Raw genomic sequence first — 23,271 nt, forward strand, 5'->3', positions numbered from 1 at the left:
CCCACAAGGTTCTGCAGCGCACGCGATACCTGTGGGAGCCGGCGTTGCCGGCGATGAGGCCGGAACAATCAATCGAGATAGCGGGGCAAACTCAGGGTCACCCGCAACCCACCCTCGCGAAGGTTGCACAGGCTCACCTCCCCCCCATGGCTATGGGCAATATTGCGCGCGATCCCCAGCCCCAACCCATAACCCTGCTGCTTCCCGGCCAGACGAAAATGCGGTTCGAACACCTGCTCCATCTGCTGCGCCGGTACCCCCGGCCCTTCATCATCCACTTGCAGGATGAAGCTGTCCTCGCCATCGATCACCCGCAGATGCGCGCGCTCGCCGTACTTCAGCGCGTTGTCGATCAGGTTGCCGATACACCGTCGCAGCGCCAGCGGCTTGCCCGGATACGCCGCCTCGGCCCGCCCGCGTACGGTCACCCGGCCGTTGGCGAGGTAGGGCTCGACCAGGCATTCCAGCACCTGGTTGAGATCGATCGGTTCGATGTTCTCGTGGATATCGGTGTCCTTCACGCATTGCAGCGCGCCCTTGACCAGCATCTCCAGCTCGTCGAGGTCGCGGCCGAATTTGGCCTGGACCTGCTCGTCCTCCAGCAACTCGACGCGCAGGCGCAAACGGGTGATCGGCGTGCGCAGGTCATGGGAAATGGCGCTGAACAACTGGCTGCGCTCGGTGAGGTAGCGGCTGATGCGCTCGCGCATGGCATTGAATGCCCGCCCCACTTCCTCCACTTCGCTGCCGCCGCCCTCAACCACCGGCTCGACATCCGCCCCCAGCGACATCTCCCGCGCGGCCAGGGCCAGGCGCTTGAGCGGGCGGCTCTGCCAGTGCACCAGCAGGCCGATGAACAGCAACAGGAAGAAGCTGGTGAAACCGATGAAGAGGATCTGCTGACGCGGCAGGCCTTCGTCTTCAAGGGTGGTGTAGGGCTCCGGCAACAGCGAGGCGATATACAGCCACTCGCCTTCGGCCAGGCGGATCTGGGTCACCAGCACCGGCGGTTCCACCGGTTCCAGGGTCAGTGCGTAGTGAGCCCAGGAGCGCGGCAGTTCATCCAGCTTCAGGCCGCTGTTGAAGATGCGCAGGTCCTGCGGGCTGACGAATTCCACCGAGATGCGCATCTCGCCCAGGCGCTGGCGCAGCACCTCGTCCACGGCGGCAATCACCGCCTCCTTGCGCGGCGTGCTCGGCAACACCTGCATGTCCAGCGGGCGGTCGTTGAGCGAGACGAAGAAGCGCGTGCCGCCCATGCTGCGCAACTGGTCCAGCACCAGCGGCCGATAGGCCAGGGGCAGGGAACGGAAGTAACTGACGCTGGCGCTCATCGAGTGGGCCAGGCTGCGCGCGCTGGCCACCAGCCCCTCGCGTTGGCTGGCGCGCAGTTGCGAGAGCCAGATCAGGCTGGACAGGCCCTGGGCGAGCAGCACCACCAGCAGGGTCAGCAACAGCATCCGCCCCAGCAGCGAACGCGGCAGCGGCAGGCGCCGCTCAGTGCGCGGGCGCAACGCTGGCCGCCAGCAGGTAGCCACTGCCGCGCACGGTACGGATCAACCGTGGTGGCTTGTCGGTGTCGCGCAAGCGCTGGCGCAGGCGGCTGACCGCCATGTCGACGATGCGGTCCAGCGGCATCGGCTCGCGCCCGCGGGTGGCGTTGCCGATGGTGTCGCGGTCGAGGATCTGTTGCGGGTGATCGAGAAACAGCTTGAGCAGGGCGAAGTCGGCGCCGGAGAGAATCACCTCCTCGCCGTCGCGATGGAACAGGCGGTGGCTGATGGTATCCAGGCGCCAGTCATCGAAGGCCAGCACCTCGCCGCCCGGCGCCTGGAAGCCGGCACGGCGCAGCAGCGCCTTGATCCGCGCCTGCAATTCCCGCGGGCTGAACGGCTTGCCCAGGTAGTCGTCGGCGCCCAGTTCCAGGCCGATCACCCGGTCGGCTTCGTCGGAACTGGCGGTCAGCATGATGATCGGTACCCGGGCCTGGCGCGGATGCTCGCGCACCCAGCGGCACAGGCTGAAACCGTCTTCGTCGGGCAGCATCACATCGAGGATCACCAGGTCGCTGCCCTCGGCATCCAGCGCCTGGCGAAAGGCCTGGCCGTCGGCCACGGCACGCACCTGAAAGCCGCAACGGCTCAGGTAGGCTTGCAGCAGTTCGCGGATGTCCTGGTCGTCATCCACCAGCAGAATCGACTTGCTCACGATCGCGGTCCTTGTCTTCGTGGGTTCACATCAACGCCTGCTGCAAGGCCACGCCGGCGCCCAGCAGCCCGGAGAATTCGGCGGTCACCAGCCATACCGGGATGTCCTTGAAATAGCCGCTCATGCAGCCCTTGTCGGCAAAGCTGTCGGCAAAGCCGCTGCGCAGGAACAGGCGACTGAAACGCGGCACCACGCCGCCGACGATATACACGCCGCCACGGCCGCCGAGGGTCAGCACATCGTTGCCGGCGACGCGGCCGAGGAAGCGGCAGAACTGCTCGATCACTGCCAGCGCCAGCGGCTCGCCAGCCAGCGCGGCCTCGGTGATCTGCGCAGGCGTGGCCAGGGTCGGTGGATGTCCGTCGAGGGTGCAGATGGCCTGGTACAGCCGCAGCAGGCCGCCACCGCTGAGCACGGTTTCGGCACTGACATGGCCGGTGTGCTCGGAAATGGCCTGGCGGATCGCCGCCTCGCGGGCGTCGTTCACCGGCAGGTCGACATGCCCGCCCTCCCCCGGCATGGCCAGCCAGCGACCTTCTTCCAGACGCAACAGGCTAGCCACGCCGAGACCGGTGCCAGGACCGATCACCAGGGCCGGGCGGCTGAGGTCAGCCTCGCCGGCACACACGCTGACCCGCTCTTCAGGACGCAGCCGGGTCATGCCCAGGGCCATGGCGGAGAAGTCGTTGATCAGCAGCAGGTGTTCGATCTGCAAGGCGGCACAGAACGCCTTGCGGCTGATCCGCCAGTGGCTGTTGGTGAAGCGGAACTCGTCGCCGGAGACCGGCCCGGCCACCGCCAGGCACACCGCCTGCAACTCGCCGCGGGCAATGCCCTGGGCCTGCAGGTACACGCCTATGGCCTGCTCCGGGCTGCTGTAGTCCGCCGTGGCGAACACCTGCACCTCGTGCAGGGCATCGTCGCGCCACAGGGCGAAACGGGCGTTGGTCCCACCGATATCGCCAACCAGCGCGACCGTCATTTGCAGCCCTCCAGTGCCTGGGTGAAGGCGCTGGCGCCCTTCTCCGCCGAACTGAACGCCTGGCGCATGAAGCCGAACAGCTCGCGGCCGCAGCCGAGGCCATTGCCCAGCGGCGCCGGCGGGATCTCGCGGGATGCCAGCTCTGCGTCGGAGACGCGCACCAGCAGGCTGCCGGTAACGCCGTCGACACGCACGATATCGCCATCGCGAACCCTGGCCAGCGGCCCGCCGTCATAGGCTTCGGGGCAGACATGGATGGCCGCCGGGATCTTGCCCGAGGCGCCGGACATGCGTCCGTCGGTGACCAGCGCCACCTTGAAGCCGCGGTCCTGCAGCACGCCGAGGAACGGAGTCATCTTGTGCAACTCGGGCATGCCGTTGCAGCGCGGGCCCTGGAAGCGCATTACCGCGACGAAATCCCGCTCCAGCTCGCCGGCCTTGAAGGCATCGGCCAGTGCCTGCTGGTCGTGGAAGACCCGGGCCGGCGCTTCCACCACCTGATGCTCGGGGGCGACCGCCGAGACCTTCATCACCCCGCGCCCGAGGTTGCCTTCCATCACCCGCAGTCCGCCTTCTGCCGAGAACGGCCGGGCCACGGGGCGCAGGATGGATTCGTCGAGGCTGTCTTGCGGGCCGTCGCGCCAGACCAGTTTGTCGCCATCGAGGAAAGGCTCCTGGGTGTAGCGGCGCAGGCCGTGGCCGGCGACGGTGTTGACGTCTTCATGCAGCAGGCCGGCATCGAGCAGTTGGTGGATCAGGAAGGCCATGCCACCCGCCGCCTGGAAGTGGTTGATATCGGCCTTGCCGTTCGGATAGACGTGGCACAGGGTCGGCACCACTTCGGAGAGATCGGCCATGTCCTGCCAGGTCAGCTGGATCCCGGCAGCCTGGGCGATGGCCGGAATGTGCAGGGTGTGGTTGGTGGAACCGCCAGTGGCATGCAGGGCCACCACCGAGTTGACGATGACCTTCTCGTCGACGATCTCGCCCAGCGGCATGAAGGCGCCGCTGGCCTTGGTCAGGCGCGTGACCTGCTGCGCGGCGGCGACGGTCAGGGCATCGCGCAGGGGCGTGTATGGATTGACGAAGGACGCGCCCGGCAGGTGCAGGCCCATCACTTCCATCAGCAACTGGTTGGTGTTGGCGGTGCCATAGAAGGTGCAGGTGCCGGGGCTGTGGTAGGACTTCATCTCCGACTCCAGCAACTGCTCGCGGCTGGCCTTGCCTTCGGCGTAGAGCTGGCGCACCTCGGCCTTTTCCTTGTTGGAGATCCCCGACGGCATCGGCCCGCCGGGAACGAACAGCATCGGCAGGTGACCGAAGCGCAGCGCGCCCATCATCAGGCCGGGGACGATCTTGTCGCAGATGCCCAGCATCAGCGCAGCATCGAACAGGTTGTGCGACAGCGCCACGGCGGTGGACATGGCGATCACCTCGCGGCTGGCGATGCCCAGTTCCATGCCTGGCTCGCCCTGGGTGACGCCGTCGCACATGGCCGGCACGCCACCGGCGAACTGGCCGACCGAGCCGATCTCGCGCAGGGCCTGCTTGATCTGCTCGGGATAGTGCTCGTAGGGCTGGTGCGCCGACAGCAGGTCGTTGTAGGCGGAGACGATGGCGACGTTGGCCGAATTGGTCAGGCGCAGGGTCTGCTTGTCGTCGGCGCCACACCCGGCCACGGCATGGGCGAAGTTGGCGCATTGCAGGCGGGCGCGCATCGGGCCATCGCCGGCGGCGCCGCGGATCAGTTGCAGGTAGCGTTCACGGGTGGGACGGCTGCGGGCGATCAACCGTTCGGTGACCTCGACAATACGCGGATGCATGAACTCGACTCCAGGCTAAACGGTGGTATGCGGCTCTCTGGCGGCTGTCCCTTCCAAACGATTGCGCCTACGCTGAAGTACAGCGCGAGGCAGAAGGGCCTGATCAGCAAATGTTGTGATCCGAACAAAATACTGCCAGCAGATAAGCTTGTTTTCTATTTGTTTCAGATTAATCTTGTAATTAAAACAACAAAAGTCAGGACAGACGCGAGGTAGCTCCATGACTATTCGTATCGCAATCAACGGCTTCGGCCGCATCGGCCGCAACCTGCTGCGCGCACTCTATACCCAAGGCTACCGCCGCGACCTGCAGGTCGTCGCCATCAACGACCTTGGCGACAGCGCGATCAATGCCCATCTGCTCCAGTACGACAGCGTCCACGGCCATTTTGCCGCGGACGTTTCCTTCGATCATGAAAGCCTGACGGTCAACGGTGACCGCATCGCGGTCAGCGCCATCCGCAATCCGGCGGACCTGCCCTGGCAGGCCGTGGGCGTCGACGTGGTGTTCGAATGCACCGGTCTGTTCACCGATCGCGCCAAGGCGGCCGCACACCTGTCCGCCGGGGCGCGCAAGGTGATCATCTCGGCGCCGGCCAAGGGTGCGGATGCCACTGTAGTCCATGGCGTCAACCACGACATCCTGCGCGCTTCGCACCAGATCATTTCCAACGCCTCCTGCACCACCAACTGCCTGGCCCCGGTGGCCCAGGTGCTGCACCGCGAACTGGGCATCGAACAAGGGCTGATGACCACCATCCACGCCTACACCAACGACCAGAGCCTGACCGACGTCTACCACAGCGACCCCTACCGCGCCCGCGCCGCGACCCAGTCGATGATCCCGAGCAAGACCGGTGCCGCCGAGGCGGTCGGCCTGGTGCTGCCGGAACTGGCCGGCAAGCTCACCGGCATGGCGGTTCGGGTGCCGGTGATCAACGTGTCGCTGGTCGACCTCACCGTCACCCTCGCCCGCGAGACCACCGCCGAGGAGGTCAATGCGCTGTTCAAGGAGGCCAGCCGGGGCTCGAAGGTGCTCGGCTACAACGACCTGCCACTGGTGTCCTGCGATTTCAACCACAACCCGCTGTCGTCGATCTTCGATGCCAACCACACCAAGGCCAGCGGCAGGTTGCTGAAGGTCATGGCCTGGTACGACAACGAGTGGGGCTTTTCCAACCGCATGCTGGATAACTGTCTGGCGCTGTGGAACGCCCGCTAGACGGGGCTTTCAGCGATTCAGTGTCGGACGTTTCGGTCAACGTCCGGCACTGCCGTCCTACTTAGTGCTTGACCAATGCTGTTAATGACAATCACTATCATTGGCAAATTCCGGTCGGGTATCCCCGTGAGCCACTCTCACTTCAACTCCGTTTTCCTCGCCCAGCGGGTCACCCTGCTGCGCACGCTGCAGCGCATGGTGGACAACCCCAGCACCGCCGAAGACCTGCTGCAGGAAACCTACCTGCGCGTCACCCGGGCCCTCGGCGAGCGGCCCATCGAGCACCTCGAACCCTTCGTCTTCCAGACTGCGCGCAACCTGGCGCTGGACCACCTGCGCGCGCGCCGGGTGCAGGCGCGCACGGTGGTCGACGATGTGCCGGAGCAGGTCCTGCACAGTGTCGCCGCGCCGGCCAGCAGTGCCGAGGACGCGGCCCATGCGGAAAAACTGCTCAAGCGCCTGAGCAGTTCGCTGGCGCAACTGACCCCGCGCCAACAGCGCATCTTCATCCTCAGCCGGCTGCATGGCGCCAGTTACCTGGAGATCGCCGAGCAACTGGACGTCTCCGCCAGCACGGTGCAGAAGGAACTGAAACTGATCATGGCGATCTGCATGGGTGTGGCCGATCGACTGAACGGCAACTGATCGCGGCTTGCCTGATCCGCCGTTAGCCACGATCATGACGCCCACTACAAGACCGCCGCAGCACCGCAAGGATTTCCCGTGACAGAGCCCGCCCCTCATCGCCCCGCGCCGGACCCGTCTGCCCGCGACCAGGCCATGGACGAGGCCCTGGACTGGCTGATCCGTCTGCAATGCCCCAGCGAAGACGATACCCGCGCCTTCGAAACCTGGCTGGAAGCCGATCCGGCCAATGCCCAGGCCTATGTCGATGCCGAAGCGCTGTGGAATGGCGGCGTGCTGCGCCAGGCCGCCGATGACCTGCAGCAGCAACGCAAGCCCACCCGTTTGCAACGCCTGCGCCCGCACTGGAAACCCCTCGCCGCTGCCGCAGTGCTGCTGGTCGGTGTCTTCACCGTCGGCAATCTGCCGGTGCGCCTGCAGGCCGATCATCTGACCGTGGTCGGCGAGCGCCAGCGCGTCGAGCTGAACGACGGCTCGCGGGTGCTGCTCAATACTAATTCGGCCTTCTCCAGCGATATCGATGCCCGCCAGCGCGTCGCCCGCCTGTACCAGGGCGAGGCCTATTTCGAGGTGCCCGGCGGCCACACCCAGCCCCTCGAACTGCAAGCCGGCCCCCTGCGCGCCAGCGTGCGCGACAGCGATTTCGCCGTGCGCTACCTCGACGGCGAGGCCCAGGTGCAGGTGCAGCGCGGTGATCTCGACGTGCTCGCCAGCAAGGACCAGCGCATCCGCCTGAGCAGCGGCGAGAGCATCCGCGTCGGCCCCAACGGCTTCGGCGAGCGCGAGCGCGCCGACCTGCAAAAGGACCTGGCCTGGGTCAAGGGCCGGCTGATCTTCGAGAACTGCCCGATGAGCGAAGTGCTGGCCGAGCTGCGCCGCTACTACCCGGGCCTGATCATCAACACCAACGACAAGCTGGAGCAGGTCGCGGTGACCGGCAACTACCGCCTCGACCAGCCGCTGGAAGCCGTGCGCTCGCTGGCCCACATCACCTCGGCACGGGTCCAGGAGTTCCCGGCGCTGGTGATTCTCAACTGACGCGAAAGTTTTTTTACGCGATGCCCTGACGCCATACGTCTCGTTATAGCCAATGCAACTGATTCTTGTTTTGAGTCAGCCGCACCTATAACAACGCGCGTCAGGGAGCGCCTTTCGATGTCTACCGGATCCACCCGTCGAGTTTCCATCTCCGCACGCAAGCCGGGCCTGCAACGTTGCACGCTCTCCCTGCTGACCCTGGCCATGCTCGCCAGCGGTGCAGCCAGCCTGCCGGCCCTGGCCGCCGAGCCGGCGCAGGCCCCTGCCCAGCGCATGGGCGACTACCGCTTCGCAATCAGCCAGCAATCGCTGGTCTCCGCCCTGAACGCCTTCACCACGGTGACCGGCTGGCAGGTCGGCCTTTCCGCCGAACTGGGGCAGAACGTGGTTTCGCCAGGAGTGCGCGGCTCGCTGCCGCCGGAACAGGCCCTGCAACGCCTGCTGCTGGGCACCGGCCTGACCTACCGCAAGCTGGGCGCCAACAACGTCGCCATCGAGCGCAGCCAGTCGCAGACCATCGCCCTGCAACAGGTGACCATCAGCGCCACCCGCAGCGCCCAGGACGTCAGCCAGGTGCCGAGCACCGTCAGCGTGCAGACCCGCGAGCAGCTCGACCGGCAGAACGTGAAGACCATCAAGGACCTGGTGCGTTACGAGCCAGGCGTGTCGGTCGCCGGCACCGGCCTGCGCAGCGGCCTGACCGGCTACAACATCCGCGGCATCGACGGCGAGCGGGTACTGACCCAGGTCGATGGCGTCGCCATCCCCGACAGCTACTTCTTCGGCCCGTACGCGCAGACCCAGCGCAACTACGTCGACCCGGAGATCGTCAAGCGCGTGGAAATCCTCCGCGGCCCGGCCTCGGTGCTGTACGGCAGCAACGCCATCGGCGGCGCGGTGAGCTACTTCACCCTCGACCCGGACGACATCATCAAGCCCGGCCAGGACGTCGGCGCGCGCCTGAAGACCGGCTACAGCTCGGCTGACAACAGCTGGCTGAAGTCCGCCACCGTCGCCGGCCGCCAGGGCGAGTTCGACGGCCTGCTGCACCTGAGCCGTCGCGACGGCCATGAAACCGAATCCTACGGCGAGCACGGCGGTACCGGACTGAGCCGTACCGAAGCCAACCCGTCAGACAACCAGACCGACAACGTCCTCGCCAAGCTCGGCTGGAACTACGCCGACGATGCCCGCCTGGCCCTGACCTACGAGCACTACAAGAACGATCGCGACTTCAACGAGAAAAGCTCCGTGGGCGGGCCGTTCACCCCGAGCCCGCTGAACATGTACCAGGCCCGTACCGGCAGCGACGTGGTCACCCGCGAGCGCTTCGGCATCGCCCACGACTTCGCCCTCGACAGCCTGCTGGCCGACAACGTGAAGTGGAGCCTGAACTACCAGATCGGCAAGACCGACCAGCGCGTCGAGGAAATCTACCGGCCGATCTACACCGTCGAGCGCACCCGCAAGACCACCTACAAGGACCGCCAGTGGGTCCTCGACGCCCAGGCCGACAAGGCCTTCAACATCGGCAGAACCGAGCACCTGCTGACCTACGGCGCCACCTTCAAGCGCAACGAAGTGACCGGCTCGCGCAGCGGCACCGCCACCTGCCTGACCACCGGCTTCGGCTGCGTCACCGGCCAGCCCAATGCCTCCGGCACGCTGCGCGAAGTCAGTGACTTCCCCGATCCGATCGTGAAGACCTACAGCGTCTTCGCCCAGGACGAAATCCGCTTGAACAATTGGACCTTCCTCCCGGGTCTGCGCTACGACCAGACCCGCCTGGAACCCCATGCGACCGACGAGTTCCTCCGTGCGATCAGCGGCACCACCGACCCGATCAACCTCGACGAGAAGAAATGGCACCGCGTCTCGCCGAAGTTCGGTGTGACCTTTGCCTTCAACGACCACTACACCTGGTACGGCCAATACGCCGAAGGCTTCCGCACCCCGACCGCCAAGGCGCTGTACGGCCGCTTCGAAAACCCAGGCGTCGGCTACAGCGTCACCGGCAATCCGAACCTGGAACCCGAGACCAGCAAGAGCCACGAGACAGGCCTGCGCGGCAACTTCGATGCCGGCAACTTCGACGTGGCGGTGTTCTATAACAAGTACCGCGACTTCATCAACGAAGACGCCGTGCAGGGCAGCAACATCGGGCAGAACTTCGAAGCCAACAACATCAAGCACGCCACCATCAAGGGTGCCGAGTTCAAGGGTCGCCTGAAACTCGATGCCTTCGGCGCGCCGAACGGCCTGTACAGCCAGGGCTCGCTGGCCTATGCCTGGGGCAAGAACGAAGACACCGGCGAACCGATCAACAGCGTCAACCCGCTCACTGCGGTGCTGGGGCTGGGCTACGAGCAGGAGCAGTACGGTGGCCTGGTCAGCTGGACCCTGGTCAAGCGCAAGAACCGCGTCGACGACACCACCTTCTACGCGCCGGACGGTACCAGCAAGCAGTTCCGCACCCCGGGCTACGGCGTGCTCGACCTGACCGGTTTCTACAAGGTGACCGACGACGTCACGGTCAACGCCGGCCTGTACAACCTGACCGACAAGAAGTACTGGCAGTGGGATGACGTGCGTGGCTACGACGGTATCGGCGAAGCCGGCGCCACCTCGCCGGCCAACCTGGATCGCCTGACCATGCCGGGTCGCAACTTCTCGATCAATGTGGTGTGGGATATCTGAAGGTAGCCCCAAGGCTTGTATAGATCCCATGTGGGAGCTGGCTTGCCAGCGATGAGGCCGGCACAGACCAAGATGTTGTCAGGTCTGCCCCTATCGCTGGCAAGCCAGCTCCCACAGAGACCGCGCCGAGCATCGATTCTGTGGCTGACCCAGTCCACCCTGTGGGAGCCGGCTTGCCGGCGATGAGGCCATCGGCATCATAGGGTCAGGACTCCGCTGTACAAACTGAACGCCGCCACCCCCGCCCCCGCCAGCACCGCCGCGAAAATCAGCTTCTCCCACCCGGTAAACAACGGCAGTCCCTGCTCTCGCTTCGCCCGCGCGAACAGGATCACCCCCGGCGCATACAGCAGCGCCGAGAGCAGCAGGTACTTCAGCCCGCCCGCATACAACAGCCACACCGCATACAGCAGCGCCACCAGGCCGACCAGCAGGTCCTTGCGCCTGGCTCCGGCAAAGCCTTCGTAGGTTTCCCCGCGCAGCGCCAGCAGCACCGCATAGGCCGCCGACCACAGGTAGGGCACCAGGATCATCGACGATGCCAGGTAGATCAGGCTGGTGTAGGTCCCCGCCGAAAACAGGGTGATCAGCAGGAACAACTGGATCATGCTGTTGGTCAGCCACAGCGCATTGGCCGGCACCTGGTTGGCATTCTCCCGGGCAAGAAAGCGCGGCATGGTCCTGTCCCGCGCCGTCGCGTAGAGAATCTCGGCACACAGCAAGGCCCAGGACAACAAGGCGCCCAGCAGCGACACCGCCAGCCCGAGGCTGATCAGCAAGGCGCCCCAGGGCCCGACGATATGCTCCAGCACCGAGGCCAGCGAAGGGTTGTGCAGCGCCGCCAGCTCTGGCTGGGTCATCACCCCCAGCGACAGCACGTTGACCAGCACCAGCAAGGCAAGCACGCCGAGAAAGCCGATCACCGTGGCCTTGCCCACGTCGGAGCGCTTCTGCGCCCGCCCGGAGTAGATGCTCGCGCCCTCGATGCCGATGAACACGAACACCGTCACCAGCATCATGTTGCGCACCTGGTCCAGCACGCTGCCGAAGCTCGGGTTTTCCAGGCCCCAGATATCGCGGGTGAAGATGTCCATGCGGAACGCCGCCGCCGCGATGACGATGAACAGGATCAAGGGCACCACCTTGGCCACGGTGGTCACCTGGTTGATGAAGGCCGCCTCCTTGATCCCGCGCAGCACCAGGAAGTGTACGGCCCAGAGCAACAGCGAGGCACAGCCGATGGCCAGCGGCGTGTTGCCCTCGCCGAAGGCCGGGAAGTACAGCCCCAGGGTGCTGAACAGCAGGACGAAGTAACCGACGTTGCCCAGCCAGGCACTGATCCAGTAGCCCCAGGCCGAGGAGAACCCCATGTACTCGCCGAACCCGGCCTTGGCGTAGGCGTACACCCCGGAGTCCAGCTGCGGCTTGCGGTTGGCCAGGCTCTGGAAGACGAAGGCCAGGGCCAGCATGCCTACCGCCGTGATGCCCCAGCCAATCAGTACTGCACCTACGTCGGCACGGGCCGCCATGTTCTGCGGCAGGGAGAAAATGCCACCGCCGATCATCGAGCCGACCACCAGTGCAATCAGCGCCCCAAGGCGCAGTTTATGACCAGGCTCGGACATGAAATTCCCCTCTTTATTCGTTGTTTTTCAGCCAATAAACCTGATCTTAATTCTGTAAAAATTCCCGGTTATAAGCCTTTTTATTTAATAACAAAGGACTCTAATAACCACACAATCCGCTGAGAGTTTTGTGCACTAATTCCGCTTAATCAAGCCAAATGAGAATTTTTCCAGGTAAAATTTGCGATTCCCCGGAAACGGACTAGCTTCAAAGTTCGCGAACATTTACGAGCGATTCGGAAACTTCCAAGAGCGCCGTACCACAAGGCCTCCGCAGCATCCTGCTGATCTTACGGAGGCACTTTCAGTCATTCATAAACAATGGAATGTAGCAATGAACTGACCTGCATCAGCTTCCCTTCATTACTTGCGTCGTATCTTCAGGTCTCTCTTTTCTGAAATGGAGTCAAGCCATGTCAGAGGCTTCCGGAAAACTTCGACTCGGTGCGCTCGTCGCACTTGTAGTTGGTTCGATGATTGGTGGCGGTATCTTCTCCCTGCCGCAAAACATGGCGGCCAGCGCCGATGTCGGCGCGGTACTGATCGGCTGGGCAATCACCGCCGTCGGCATGCTGACCCTGGCCTTCGTCTTCCAGACCCTGGCCAACCGCAAACCCGATCTGGATGGCGGGGTGTATGCCTACGCCAAGGCCGGTTTCGGTGACTACATGGGCTTCTCGTCGGCCTGGGGCTACTGGATCAGTGCCTGGCTCGGCAACGTCGGTTACTTCGTCCTGCTGTTCAGCACCCTTGGCTATTTCTTCCCGATCTTCGGCGAGGGCAACACCCTGGCAGCGGTGATCGGCGCCTCGGTGCTGCTGTGGGCCGTGCACTTCCTGGTGCTGCGCGGGATCAAGGAAGCGGCCTTCATCAACCTGGTCACCACCGTGGCCAAGGTGGTGCCACTGGCCCTGTTCGTGCTGATCGCCCTGTTCGCCTTCAAGCTCGACATCTTCACCGCCGACATCTGGGGCAGCATGAACCCTGACCTGGGCAGCGTGATGAACCAGGTGCGCAACATGATGCTGGTCACCGTCTGGGTGTTCATCGGCATCGAGGGCGCGAGCATCTTCTCGGCCCGTGCGGAAAAACGCTCCGACGTGGGCAAGGCCACGGTCATCGGCTTCATCACCGTGCTGCTGTTCCTGGTGCTGGTCAACGTGCTGTCCCTGGGCATCATGACCCAGCCAGAACTGGCCAAGCTGCAGAACCCGTCGATGGCCGCCGTGCTCGAGCATGTGGTCGGTCACTGGGGCGCGGTACTGATCAGCGTCGGCCTGATCATCTCGCTGCTGGGGGCGCTGCTGTCGTGGGTGCTGCTGTGCGCCGAGATCATGTTCGCCGCCGCCAAGGACCACACCATGCCGGAGTTCCTGCGTCGCGAGAACGCCAACCAGGTGCCGGCCAACGCCCTGTGGCTGACCAACGCCATGGTGCAGATCTTCCTGGTCATCACGCTGTTCTCGGCCAGTACCTACCTGTCGCTGATCTACCTCGCCACCTCGATGATCCTGGTGCCTTACCTGTGGTCGGCGGCCTACGCGGTGCTCCTCGCCGTGCGCAGCGAGACCTACGAAAACGCCCTGGCCGAACGCAAGAAGGACCTGATCATCGGCGGCATCGCGCTGATCTATGCGATCTGGCTGCTGTACGCCGGCGGGGTCAAGTACCTGCTGCTTTCCGCCCTGCTCTATGCCCCTGGCGCGATCCTGTTCGCCAAGGCCAAGCGCGAGCTCGGCCAACCGATCTTTACCAACGTGGAGAAGTTGATATTCGCCGCCGTGGTCGTTGGCGCGCTGGTCGCAGCCTACGGCCTGTATGACGGCTTCCTTACGCTGTAACCCCCGTATTTCACACCTTTGGAGGAAATGATCATGTCCACGGAAAAAGTTAAGTACGGCGTCCATTCCGAGGCGGGCAAACTGCGCAAAGTGATGGTTTGCTCCCCCGGTCTCGCTCACCAGCGCCTGACCCCGACCAACTGCGACGAACTGCTGTTCGACGACGTCATCTGGGTCAACCAGGCCAAGCGCGACCACTTCGACTTCGTCACCAAGATGCGCGAGCGCGGTGTCGAAGTGCTGGAAATGCACAACCTGCTGACCGAGACCATCCAGAATCCCGAAGCACTGAAGTGGATCCTCGATCGCAAGATCACCCCCGACACCGTCGGCGTCGGCCTGACCAACGAAGTGCGCAGCTGGCTCGAAGGCCTGGAGCCGCGCCACCTGGCCGAATTCCTGATTGGCGGCGTGGCCGGCGAGGACCTGCCGGACAGCGAAGGCGCCAGCGTGATCAAGATGTACCGCGACTACCTGGGCCATTCCAGCTTCCTGCTGCCACCGCTGCCCAACACCCAGTTCACCCGCGACACCACCTGCTGGATCTACGGCGGCGTGACCCTGAACCCGATGTACTGGCCGGCGCGACGCCAGGAAACCCTGCTGGCCAGCGCCATCTACAAGTTCCATCCCGAGTTCACCCACGCCGACTTCGAAGTCTGGTACGGCGACCCGGACAAGGACCACGGCCAGGCCACCTTGGAAGGCGGCGACGTCATGCCGATCGGCAATGGCGTGGTGCTGATCGGTATGGGCGAGCGCACTTCGCGCCAGGCCATCGGCCAGCTTGCCCAATCCCTGTTCGCCAAGGGCGCGGTGGAGAAAGTGGTGGTCGCCGGCCTGCCGAAATCCCGCGCGGCGATGCACCTGGACACCGTGTTCAGCTTCTGCGACCGCGACCTCGTCACGGTCTTCCCGGAAGTGGTCAAGGAAATCGTGCCGTTCGTGATCCGTCCGGACAGCAGCAAGCCCTACGGCATGGACGTGCGCCGCGAGAACAAATCCTTTATCGAAGTGGTCGCCGACGTGCTCGGCCTCAAGGCCCTGCGCGTGGTGGAAACCGGCGGCAACAGCTTCGCCGCCGAGCGCGAGCAATGGGATGACGGCAACAACGTGGTGGCCCTGGAGCCCGGCGTGGTCATCGGCTACGACCGCAACACCTACACCAACACCCTGCTGCGCAAGGCGGGCGTGGAGGTCATCACCATCAGCGCCGGCGAGCTCGGCCGTGGTCGCGGCGGCGGCCACTGCATGACCTGCCCGATCGTCCGCGACCCTATCGACTACTAAAACGCCCCTCGCCCCGAGCGCCCCTATCCGGCGGCGCCCGGGTCGCTCACCGAATCCAAGGAGAACCGAAATGGCGTTCAACATTCACAACCGCAACCTGCTCAGCCTCGAACACCACAGCGAGCGCGAGTTGCGCTACCTGCTCGACCTGTCCCGCGACCTCAAGCGCGCCAAGTACACCGGCACCGAGCAGCAACACCTGAAGGGCAACAACATCGCCCTGATCTTCGAAAAGACTTCGACCCGCACCCGCTGCGCCTTCGAAGTGGCCGCCTATGACCAGGGCGCCAACGTCACCTACATCGACCCGAACTCCTCGCAGATCGGCCACAAGGAAAGCATGAAGGACACCGCCCGGGTGCTCGGGCGCATGTACGACGCCATCGAGTACCGCGGCTTCAAGCAGGAAGTGGTGGAAGAACTGGCCAAGTTCGCCGGGGTCCCGGTGTTCAACGGCCTGACCGACGAATACCACCCGACCCAGATGATCGCCGACGTGCTGACCATGCGCGAGCACGCCGACAAGCCGCTGCACGAGATCAGCTACGCCTACCTCGGTGACGCGCGCAATAACATGGGCAACTCGCTGCTGCTGATCGGCGCCAAGCTCGGCATGGACGTGCGCATCGCCGCGCCGAAGGCCCTGTGGCCCCATGACGACCTGGTCGCCCGCTGCAAGCAATACGCCGAATCCAGCGGCGCGCGCATCACCCTCACCGAAGACCCGAAAGCTGCGGTCAAGGGCGTGGACTTCGTGCATACCGACGTCTGGGTGTCGATGGGCGAGCCGGTGGAAGCCTGGGGCGAACGCATCCAGCAACTGCTGCCGTATCAGGTCAACGCCGAACTGATGAAGGCCACCGGCAACCCTCGGGCCAAGTTCATGCACTGCCTGCCGGCGTTCCACAACTCGGAAACCAAGGTCGGCAAGCAGATCGCCGAGCAGTACCCGCACCTGGCCAACGGTATCGAAGTGACCGACGACGTCTTCGAATCGCCGGCCTGCATCGCCTTCGAGCAGGCGGAAAACCGCATGCACACGATCAAGGCGATCCTGGTGTCGACCCTGGCAGATCTGTAACCCCATCGCTGGCAAGCCAGCTCCCACAGGTCCAGCGGTGCACGCGGTCCCTGTGGGAGCCGGCTTGCCGGCGATGAGGGCCTCCCGCTCACCAAGATTCAAAGGACATTCCCCATGCGTATCGTTGTTGCACTAGGCGGTAACGCGCTGCTGCGCCGTGGCGAGCCCATGACCGCCGATAACCAGCGCGCCAATATCCGCATCGCCACCGAGCAGATCGCCAAGATCCATCCCGGCAACCAGTTGGTCATCGCCCATGGCAATGGCCCGCAGGTCGGCCTGCTGTCGCTGCAGGCGGCGGCCTACACCTCGGTCACCCCCTACCCGCTGGACGTCCTCGGCGCCGAGACCGAAGGCATGATCGGCTACATGATCGAACAGGAACTGGGCAACCTGCTGGACTTCGAAGTGCCCTTCGCCACCCTGCTCACCCAGGTCGAAGTAGACGCCAAGGACCCGGCGTTCCAGAACCCGACCAAGCCCATCGGCCCGGTCTATTCCAAGGAAGAAGCCGAGCGCCTGGCCAAGGAGAAAGGCTGGGCCATCGCCGCCGACGGCGACAAGTTCCGCCGCGTGGTGGCCAGCCCGAAACCCAAGCGCATCTTCGAGATCCGCCCGATCAAATGGCTGCTGGAAAAGAGCAGTATCGTGATCTGTGCCGGGGGTGGCGGCATTCCGACCCTGTATGGTGCCGACGGCAAGCTGCAAGGAATCGAGGCGGTGATCGACAAGGACCTGTGCTCGGCGCTGCTGGCTGAACAGCTGGACGCCGATCTGCTGGTGATCGCCACCGACGTCAACGCCGCCTATATCGACTTCAACAAGCCGACGCAGAAAGCCATCGCCCAGGCCCATCCGGATGAACTGGAACGTCTTGGCTTCGCCGCCGGTTCCATGGGGCCGAAGGTCCAGGCAGCTTGCGATTTCGCCCGTCACACAGGCAAAGTCGCGGTCATCGGTTCGCTGGGCGATATCGAGGATATCGTCAAGGGCACCGCCGGTACCCGGGTCAGCACGGCCAGTCCAGGCATCAGCTATCGTTGAAGCTCCGGGCGGGCCTGCTGACGGGCCCGCCTGTTTCAACCGTACAAGGAGCCTGTCATGGCACAGTTCGAACCCGGCCACCTGCACATCGAGCGTCACGCGCTCAACAAGGCCGATCACAGCTACAACCTTTGCATCGATTACGAAACGGCCCAGTCCCCCACGGAGGGGAAAACCGTGGCCTTCCGCGTACACGGCACCATCGAGGACAAGCCCGTGGACGAAAGCTTCTCGGTGAACAAGGACAACTGGTACAACTTCGCGGCGTCCGTCGACCGGATCGTCGAGAAGCATGGCCTGCCGGTGCGAGGCATCGTCACCTCGGTGCACAAGACCTTCTACGACGACATGTTCAAGGACGTCGAAAAGCGGCTTGGCGTGCATGCCGGTGATCCGATCAATCCCGAGTCCCTCGGTTGAGCACCTGTCAGCCTCATCGCCGGCAACGCCGGCTCCCACAAAATGCCCGGCCAGCCGCATGAGACAGGCCAGACACAGAAACCTGTGGGAGCTGGCATTGCCAGCGATAGGGCCGGCAAGATCACCACAGCTGCCCGTGCCAGTCCCCCGCAGAACAAGGCATAATCCCCGCCTTTCCAGCCGCTGAACCCACCATCCCATGCGCATCCACGTCAGCTTCATCGACCGCGTCGGTATTACCCAGGAAGTGCTCGCCCTGCTCGGTGCCCGCAACCTCAACCTGGATGCGGTGGAGATGGTGCCGCCCAACGTCTACATCGATGCGCCGACGCTCAATCCCTTCGTCCTCGAAGAGCTCCACGACGCCCTGCTCAACGTGCGCGGCGTGCAGACCGTGCGCGTGGTCGACATCCTTCCCGGCCAGCGCCGCCACCTGCAACTGGACGCCCTGCTGGCGGCGATGAGCGACCCGGTGCTGGCCCTGGACAGCGCCGGCAACGTGCTGCTGGCCAACCCGGCACTGATCGCCCTGTGCGGCCAGGAGCCGGCCGGACGCAGCATCGCCGAGCTGTTCGATGCGCCGGAATTGCTCGCTACCCTGATCGAACAGGGCTTCCACCTGCCGATGCGCGAAGTGGTGCTCAACGGCCAGACCCTGCTGCTGGATGCCACGCCGATCACCGATGCCGGTGCGCTGGTCACCCTGTATCCGCCCAACCGCATCGGCGAGCGCCTGTCGGCCCTGCACCATGACCACGCCGAAGGCTTCGATGCCCTGCTCGGCGAATCCCCGGCCATCCGCACCCTGAAAAGCCGCGCCCTGCGTGTCGCTGCCCTCGACGCGCCGCTGCTGATCCATGGCGAGACCGGCACCGGCAAGGAGTTGGTAGCCCGTGCCTGCCACGCTATCAGCAGCCGCCATGCCGCGCCCTTCCTCGCCCTCAACTGCGCCGCCCTGCCGGAGAACCTCGCCGAGAGCGAACTGTTCGGCTACGCCCCCGGCGCCTTCACCGGCGCGCAGCGCGGCGGCAAGCCGGGGCTGATGGAACTGGCCAACCAGGGCACGGTGTTTCTCGACGAGATCGGCGAGATGTCGCCGTACCTGCAGGCCAAGCTGCTGCGCTTCCTGAATGACGGCAGCTTCCGCCGGGTTGGCGGTGACCGCGAGGTGCGGGTCAACGTGCGTATCCTCAGCGCCACCCATCGCGACCTGGAAAAGATGGTCGGCGAAGGCACCTTCCGCGAAGACCTGTTCTACCGCCTCAACGTGCTCAATCTGGAAGTGCCGCCGCTGCGCGAGCGCGGCCAGGACATCCTCCTGCTCGCGCGTTATTTCATGCAGCAGGCCTGCACCCAGATCCAGCGCCCGCTCTGCCGCCTGGCCCCGGACACCTTCCCGGCCCTGCTCGGCAACCGCTGGCCGGGCAATGTGCGGCAGTTGCAGAACGTGATCTTCCGCGCTGCGGCTATCAGCGAAAGCAGCCTGGTGGATATCGGCGACCTGGATATCGCCGGCACTGCGGTGGCCGGCGGACAGGATGGCGAAGTCAGCAGCCTGGAGCAGGCGGTGGAGGACTTCGAACGCGACCTGCTGGAAAAGCTCTACGCCAGCCATCCCTCGACCCGGCAACTGGCCGCGCGCCTGCAAACCTCGCACACCGCCATCGCCCATCGCCTGCGCAAGTACGGGATTTCGGCAAAAAGCTGAATCATCGTAGCGAAATCGATACACCGTAGTGATTTCGCTACAGCCTGCCGTAACAACGCTGTAGCAAGGCGTTGATCCTTCACGGCTTTCATTGCGCTATGCCGCCGTAGCGATTTCGTTACACAGCATTTCAAAAACAGTCAGGAAAAATCGCTCAAAGCCTTTGTTTTCGGGGCATTGCCGAACATGGCCGCGTATTTGCTATGGAAATTCCAGCCCCGGTCTGCCGCGTTGATGCGGCGGGCCACTACCGCATCCGGCCGCGACGACGGCCTTCGAGGAGTTTCCATGAGCGAGTTGCGTTTTACCGAAGATCACGAGTGGCTGCGTGCCGAAGCCGACGGCAGTGTGACCGTGGGCATCACCGCCTTCGCCCAGAACGCCCTGGGTGACGTGGTCTATGTGCAACTGCCGGAACTGCAGCACTACGCCAAGGGCGCCGAAGCCTCCACCGTGGAATCGGTGAAAGCCGCCAGCGGCGTGTACATGCCGCTGGACGGTGAAGTGGTCGAGGTCAACGCGCAACTGGAAGACAGCCCGGAACTGGTCAACGAAGACCCGCTGGGCGAAGGCTGGTTCTTCCGCTTTATCCCGGCCGATGCCGGCGCCGTCGCGCAACTGCTCGACCAGGACGCCTACGACCGCCTGATCAAAGCCAACGACGACGCCTGAGGAGCCTGCCATGACCATCAACCTCGGCACCGCCAACGAATTCATCGCCCGCCATATCGGCCCACGCCAGGCCGATGAGCAGGCCATGCTCGCCACCCTCGGCTTCGACTCGCTGGAAGCCATGAGCGCCGCCGTCATCCCCGACAGCATCAAGGGCACCAGCGTGCTGGAACTGGGCGAAGGCCAGAGCGAGGCCGACGCCCTCGCCGCGCTGAAAGCCATCGCCGGCAACAACCAGCTGTTCAAGAGCTTCATCGGCCAGGGCTACTACAACTGCCACACTCCGGCGCCGATCCTGCGCAACCTGCTGGAAAACCCGGCCTGGTACACCGCCTACACCCCGTACCAGCCGGAGATTTCCCAGGGCCGCCTGGAAGCCCTGCTGAACTTCCAGACCCTGATCAGCGACCTCACCGGCCTGCCGATCGCCAACGCCTCCTTGCTCGACGAGGCCACCGCCGCCGCCGAAGCCATGACCTTCTGCAAGCGCCTGAGCAAGAACAAGGGCAGCCACGCCTTCTTCGCTTCCGTGCACTGCCACCCGCAGACCCTCGACGTGCTGCGCACCCGCGCCGAACCGCTGGGCATCGAAGTGGTGGTCGGCGATGAGCGCGAACTGACCGACGTCAGCCGCTTCTTCGGCGCCGTGCTGCAGTACCCGGCGGCCAACGGTGATGTCTTCGACTACCGCGAACTGGTCGAGCGCTTCCACGCCGCCAACGCCCTGGTGGCCGTGGCTGCCGACCTGCTGGCCCTGACCCTGCTGACCCCGCCAGGCGAGTTCGGCGCCGACGTGGCCATCGGCAGCGCCCAGCGCTTCGGTGTGCCGCTGGGCTTCGGCGGCCCGCACGCGGCCTACTTCTCTACCCGCGATGCGTTCAAGCGCGACATGCCCGGCCGCCTGGTCGGCGTGTCCATCGACCGCTTCGGCAAGACCGCCCTGCGCCTGGCCATGCAGACCCGCGAGCAGCACATCCGCCGCGAAAAGGCCACCAGCAACATCTGCACCGCCCAGGTGCTGTTGGCCAACATCGCCAGCATGTACGCCGTCTACCACGGCCCCCAGGGCCTCAAGCAGATCGCCGCGCGCACCCACCAGTTGACCGCGATCCTCGCCGCCGGCCTCAACGGCCTGGGCGTGAACGTCGAGACTACCGCCTTCTTCGATACCCTGACCCTGACCACCGGCGCGGCAACTGCCGAGCTGCATGCCCGGGCCCGCGCCGCCGGCCTCAACCTGCGCCAGATCGATGACCAGCGCCTCGGCCTGTCCCTCGACGAAACCAGCACCCAGGCCGATGTCGAGGCGCTGTGGAATCTGTTCGGCAATGCCCCGGACTTCGCCATCCTCGCCGCCAGCACCGCCGCGCAACTGCCGACCGCCCTGCTGCGCCAGTCGGCGATCCTCGAGCACCCGGTGTTCAACCGCTACCACAGCGAAACCGAGCTGATGCGCTACCTGCGCCGCCTGGCCGACAAGGACCTGGCGCTGGACCGCACCATGATCCCGCTGGGCTCCTGCACCATGAAGCTCAACGCCGCCAGCGAAATGATCCCGGTGACCTGGGCCGAATTCGGCAACCTGCACCCGTTCGCCCCGGCCGAGCAAAGCCAGGGCTACCAGCAACTGACTTCCGAGCTGGAAGCCATGCTCTGCGCCGCCACCGGCTACGACGCCGTGTCGCTGCAACCGAACGCCGGCTCCCAGGGCGAATACGCCGGCCTGCTGGCGATCCGCGCCTATCACCAGAGCCGTGGCGACCAGCGCCGCGACATCTGCCTGATCCCGTCCTCGGCCCACGGCACCAACCCGGCCACCGCCCATATGGCCGGCATGCGCGTGGTGGTCACCGCCTGTGACGCCCGTGGCAACGTCGATATCGACGACCTGCGGGCCAAGGCCATCGAGCACCGCGAACACCTCGCCGCGCTGATGATCACCTACCCGTCGACCCATGGCGTGTTCGAGGAAGCCATCGGCGAGATCTGCGCGATCATCCACGACAACGGCGGCCAGGTGTACATCGACGGCGCCAACATGAACGCCATGGTCGGCCTGTGCGCCCCGGGCAAGTTCGGCGGCGACGTGTCGCACCTGAACCTGCACAAGACCTTCTGCATTCCCCACGGTGGTGGCGGCCCGGGCGTCGGCCCGATCGGCGTCAAGGCGCACCTGGCGCCGTTCCTGCCGGGCCATGCGCACATGGACAACAAGCAGGGCGCGGTGTGCGCGGCACCGTTCGGCAGCGCCAGCATCCTGCCGATCACCTGGATGTACATCCGCATGATGGGTGGCGCGGGTCTCAAGCGTGCCTCGCAGATGGCCATCCTCAACGCCAACTACATCGCCCGTCGTCTGGAAGAGCACTATCCTGTGCTGTACACCGGCAGCAACGGCCTGGTTGCCCACGAGTGTATCCTCGACCTGCGCCCGCTCAAGGACACCAGCGGCATCAGCGTCGACGACGTGGCCAAGCGCCTGATCGACTTCGGCTTCCACGCCCCGACCATGTCCTTCCCGGTGGCTGGCACCCTGATGATCGAACCGACCGAAAGCGAGTCCAAGGAAGAACTGGACCGCTTCTGCGACGCGATGATCCGCATCCGCGAAGAGATTCGTGCAGTGGAGAACGGCAGCCTGGACAAGGACGACAACCCGCTGAAGAACGCTCCGCACACTGCGGCCGAACTGACCGGCGAATGGTCCCACGGCTACAGCCGCGAGCAGGCGGTGTACCCGCTGGCGTCGCTGGTGGAAAGCAAGTACTGGCCGCCGGTGGGCCGGGTCGACAACGTGTTTGGTGATCGCAACCTGGTGTGCGCTTGCCCGTCGATCGAGAGCTATCAGGACGCCTGAGTTCGCTTGAGGGCCTCATCGCCGGCAACGCCGGCTCCCACAGGAATCGGGGGCGCCGCGAACCTTGTGGGAGCCGGCGTTGCCGGCGATGGGGGGGCCCCCCCCCCCCCAAAAAAAA

General features: G+C 64.8%; 17 protein-coding genes. 12 read left to right on the top strand and 5 right to left on the bottom strand.

The window, feature by feature from the left end; genetic code table 11:
* Positions 1 to 68: 68 nt before the first annotated feature.
* The 4 genes from ACODSK_RS18155 to edd are packed head-to-tail and all read right to left on the bottom strand — an operon-like array spanning position 69 to position 5,013.
* Complete coding sequence (locus ACODSK_RS18155) at positions 69 to 1,460, bottom strand: ATP-binding protein (RefSeq protein ID WP_489017990.1); 1,392 nt, start codon at positions 1,458 to 1,460, stop codon at positions 69 to 71.
* 37 nt (positions 1,461 to 1,497) lie between these two features.
* Positions 1,498 to 2,208 (bottom strand): response regulator, encoded by a 711-nt coding sequence (locus ACODSK_RS18160; RefSeq protein WP_489017963.1) that lies wholly within the window; start codon positions 2,206 to 2,208, stop codon positions 1,498 to 1,500.
* A gap of 25 nt (positions 2,209 to 2,233) precedes the next feature.
* Positions 2,234 to 3,190: a glucokinase gene (locus ACODSK_RS18165; RefSeq protein WP_489017965.1), complete on the bottom strand. Its 957-nt coding sequence runs from the start codon at positions 3,188 to 3,190 to the stop codon at positions 2,234 to 2,236.
* Positions 3,187 to 5,013: a phosphogluconate dehydratase gene (gene edd, locus ACODSK_RS18170; protein WP_489017966.1), complete on the bottom strand. Its 1,827-nt coding sequence runs from the start codon at positions 5,011 to 5,013 to the stop codon at positions 3,187 to 3,189. Before edd ends, ACODSK_RS18165 begins: the two co-directional genes overlap by 4 nt.
* Positions 5,014 to 5,233: 220 nt before the next feature.
* Here edd and gap point away from each other — a divergent pair, with 220 nt between their 5' ends.
* The 4 genes from gap to ACODSK_RS18190 all read left to right on the top strand — a co-directional run bounded on the left by gap (position 5,234) and on the right by ACODSK_RS18190 (position 10,615).
* Entirely contained in the window at positions 5,234 to 6,235 is a 1,002-nt protein-coding gene (gene gap, locus ACODSK_RS18175) for a type I glyceraldehyde-3-phosphate dehydrogenase (protein WP_489017968.1), read from the top strand.
* Positions 6,236 to 6,361: 126 nt separating this feature from the next.
* On the top strand, positions 6,362 to 6,880 hold the full coding sequence (locus ACODSK_RS18180; RefSeq protein WP_489017970.1) for an RNA polymerase sigma factor: 519 nt from the start codon (positions 6,362 to 6,364) through the stop codon (positions 6,878 to 6,880).
* 135 nt (positions 6,881 to 7,015) lie between these two features.
* Complete coding sequence (locus ACODSK_RS18185; protein ID WP_489017992.1) at positions 7,016 to 7,918, top strand: FecR family protein; 903 nt, start codon at positions 7,016 to 7,018, stop codon at positions 7,916 to 7,918.
* 117 nt (positions 7,919 to 8,035) lie between these two features.
* Positions 8,036 to 10,615 (top strand): TonB-dependent receptor, encoded by a 2,580-nt coding sequence (locus tag ACODSK_RS18190; RefSeq protein ID WP_489017971.1) that lies wholly within the window; start codon positions 8,036 to 8,038, stop codon positions 10,613 to 10,615.
* A gap of 197 nt (positions 10,616 to 10,812) precedes the next feature.
* On the opposite strand, the gene arcD (ACODSK_RS18195) is transcribed toward ACODSK_RS18190, so the two are convergent.
* The gene (arcD, locus tag ACODSK_RS18195; protein ID WP_489017973.1) at positions 10,813 to 12,240 is read right to left on the bottom strand and encodes an arginine-ornithine antiporter; all 1,428 of its coding nucleotides are present in this window, start codon (positions 12,238 to 12,240) and stop codon (positions 10,813 to 10,815) included.
* Positions 12,241 to 12,653: 413 nt separating this feature from the next.
* On the opposite strand from arcD (ACODSK_RS18195), the gene arcD (ACODSK_RS18200) reads away from it, so the two are divergent.
* The 8 genes from arcD (ACODSK_RS18200) (at position 12,654) to gcvP (ending at position 23,153) form a co-directional block, all read left to right on the top strand.
* Positions 12,654 to 14,081 (top strand): arginine-ornithine antiporter, encoded by a 1,428-nt coding sequence (gene arcD / locus ACODSK_RS18200; RefSeq protein WP_489017974.1) that lies wholly within the window; start codon positions 12,654 to 12,656, stop codon positions 14,079 to 14,081.
* A 33-nt stretch (positions 14,082 to 14,114) separates the two neighbouring features.
* The gene (arcA, locus tag ACODSK_RS18205; RefSeq protein ID WP_489017976.1) at positions 14,115 to 15,371 is read left to right on the top strand and encodes an arginine deiminase; all 1,257 of its coding nucleotides are present in this window, start codon (positions 14,115 to 14,117) and stop codon (positions 15,369 to 15,371) included.
* A gap of 70 nt (positions 15,372 to 15,441) precedes the next feature.
* Positions 15,442 to 16,452, top strand: coding sequence for an ornithine carbamoyltransferase (locus ACODSK_RS18210; protein WP_316919181.1), 1,011 nt, complete (start codon positions 15,442 to 15,444; stop codon positions 16,450 to 16,452).
* A gap of 114 nt (positions 16,453 to 16,566) precedes the next feature.
* Entirely contained in the window at positions 16,567 to 17,496 is a 930-nt protein-coding gene (arcC, locus tag ACODSK_RS18215) for a carbamate kinase (RefSeq protein ID WP_489017978.1), read from the top strand.
* 57 nt (positions 17,497 to 17,553) lie between these two features.
* Entirely contained in the window at positions 17,554 to 17,916 is a 363-nt protein-coding gene (locus tag ACODSK_RS18220) for a DUF5064 family protein (protein WP_489017979.1), read from the top strand.
* Between the two features lie 199 nt (positions 17,917 to 18,115).
* Positions 18,116 to 19,624: a sigma-54-dependent transcriptional regulator gene (locus tag ACODSK_RS18225; RefSeq protein ID WP_489017981.1), complete on the top strand. Its 1,509-nt coding sequence runs from the start codon at positions 18,116 to 18,118 to the stop codon at positions 19,622 to 19,624.
* A gap of 288 nt (positions 19,625 to 19,912) precedes the next feature.
* Complete coding sequence (gene gcvH, locus ACODSK_RS18230; RefSeq protein ID WP_489017982.1) at positions 19,913 to 20,296, top strand: glycine cleavage system protein GcvH; 384 nt, start codon at positions 19,913 to 19,915, stop codon at positions 20,294 to 20,296.
* Positions 20,297 to 20,306: 10 nt separating this feature from the next.
* The gene (gene gcvP / locus ACODSK_RS18235; protein WP_489017984.1) at positions 20,307 to 23,153 is read left to right on the top strand and encodes an aminomethyl-transferring glycine dehydrogenase; all 2,847 of its coding nucleotides are present in this window, start codon (positions 20,307 to 20,309) and stop codon (positions 23,151 to 23,153) included.
* Positions 23,154 to 23,271 lie beyond the last annotated feature (118 nt).

The organism is Pseudomonas sp. FG98 (genome assembly GCF_057808595.1).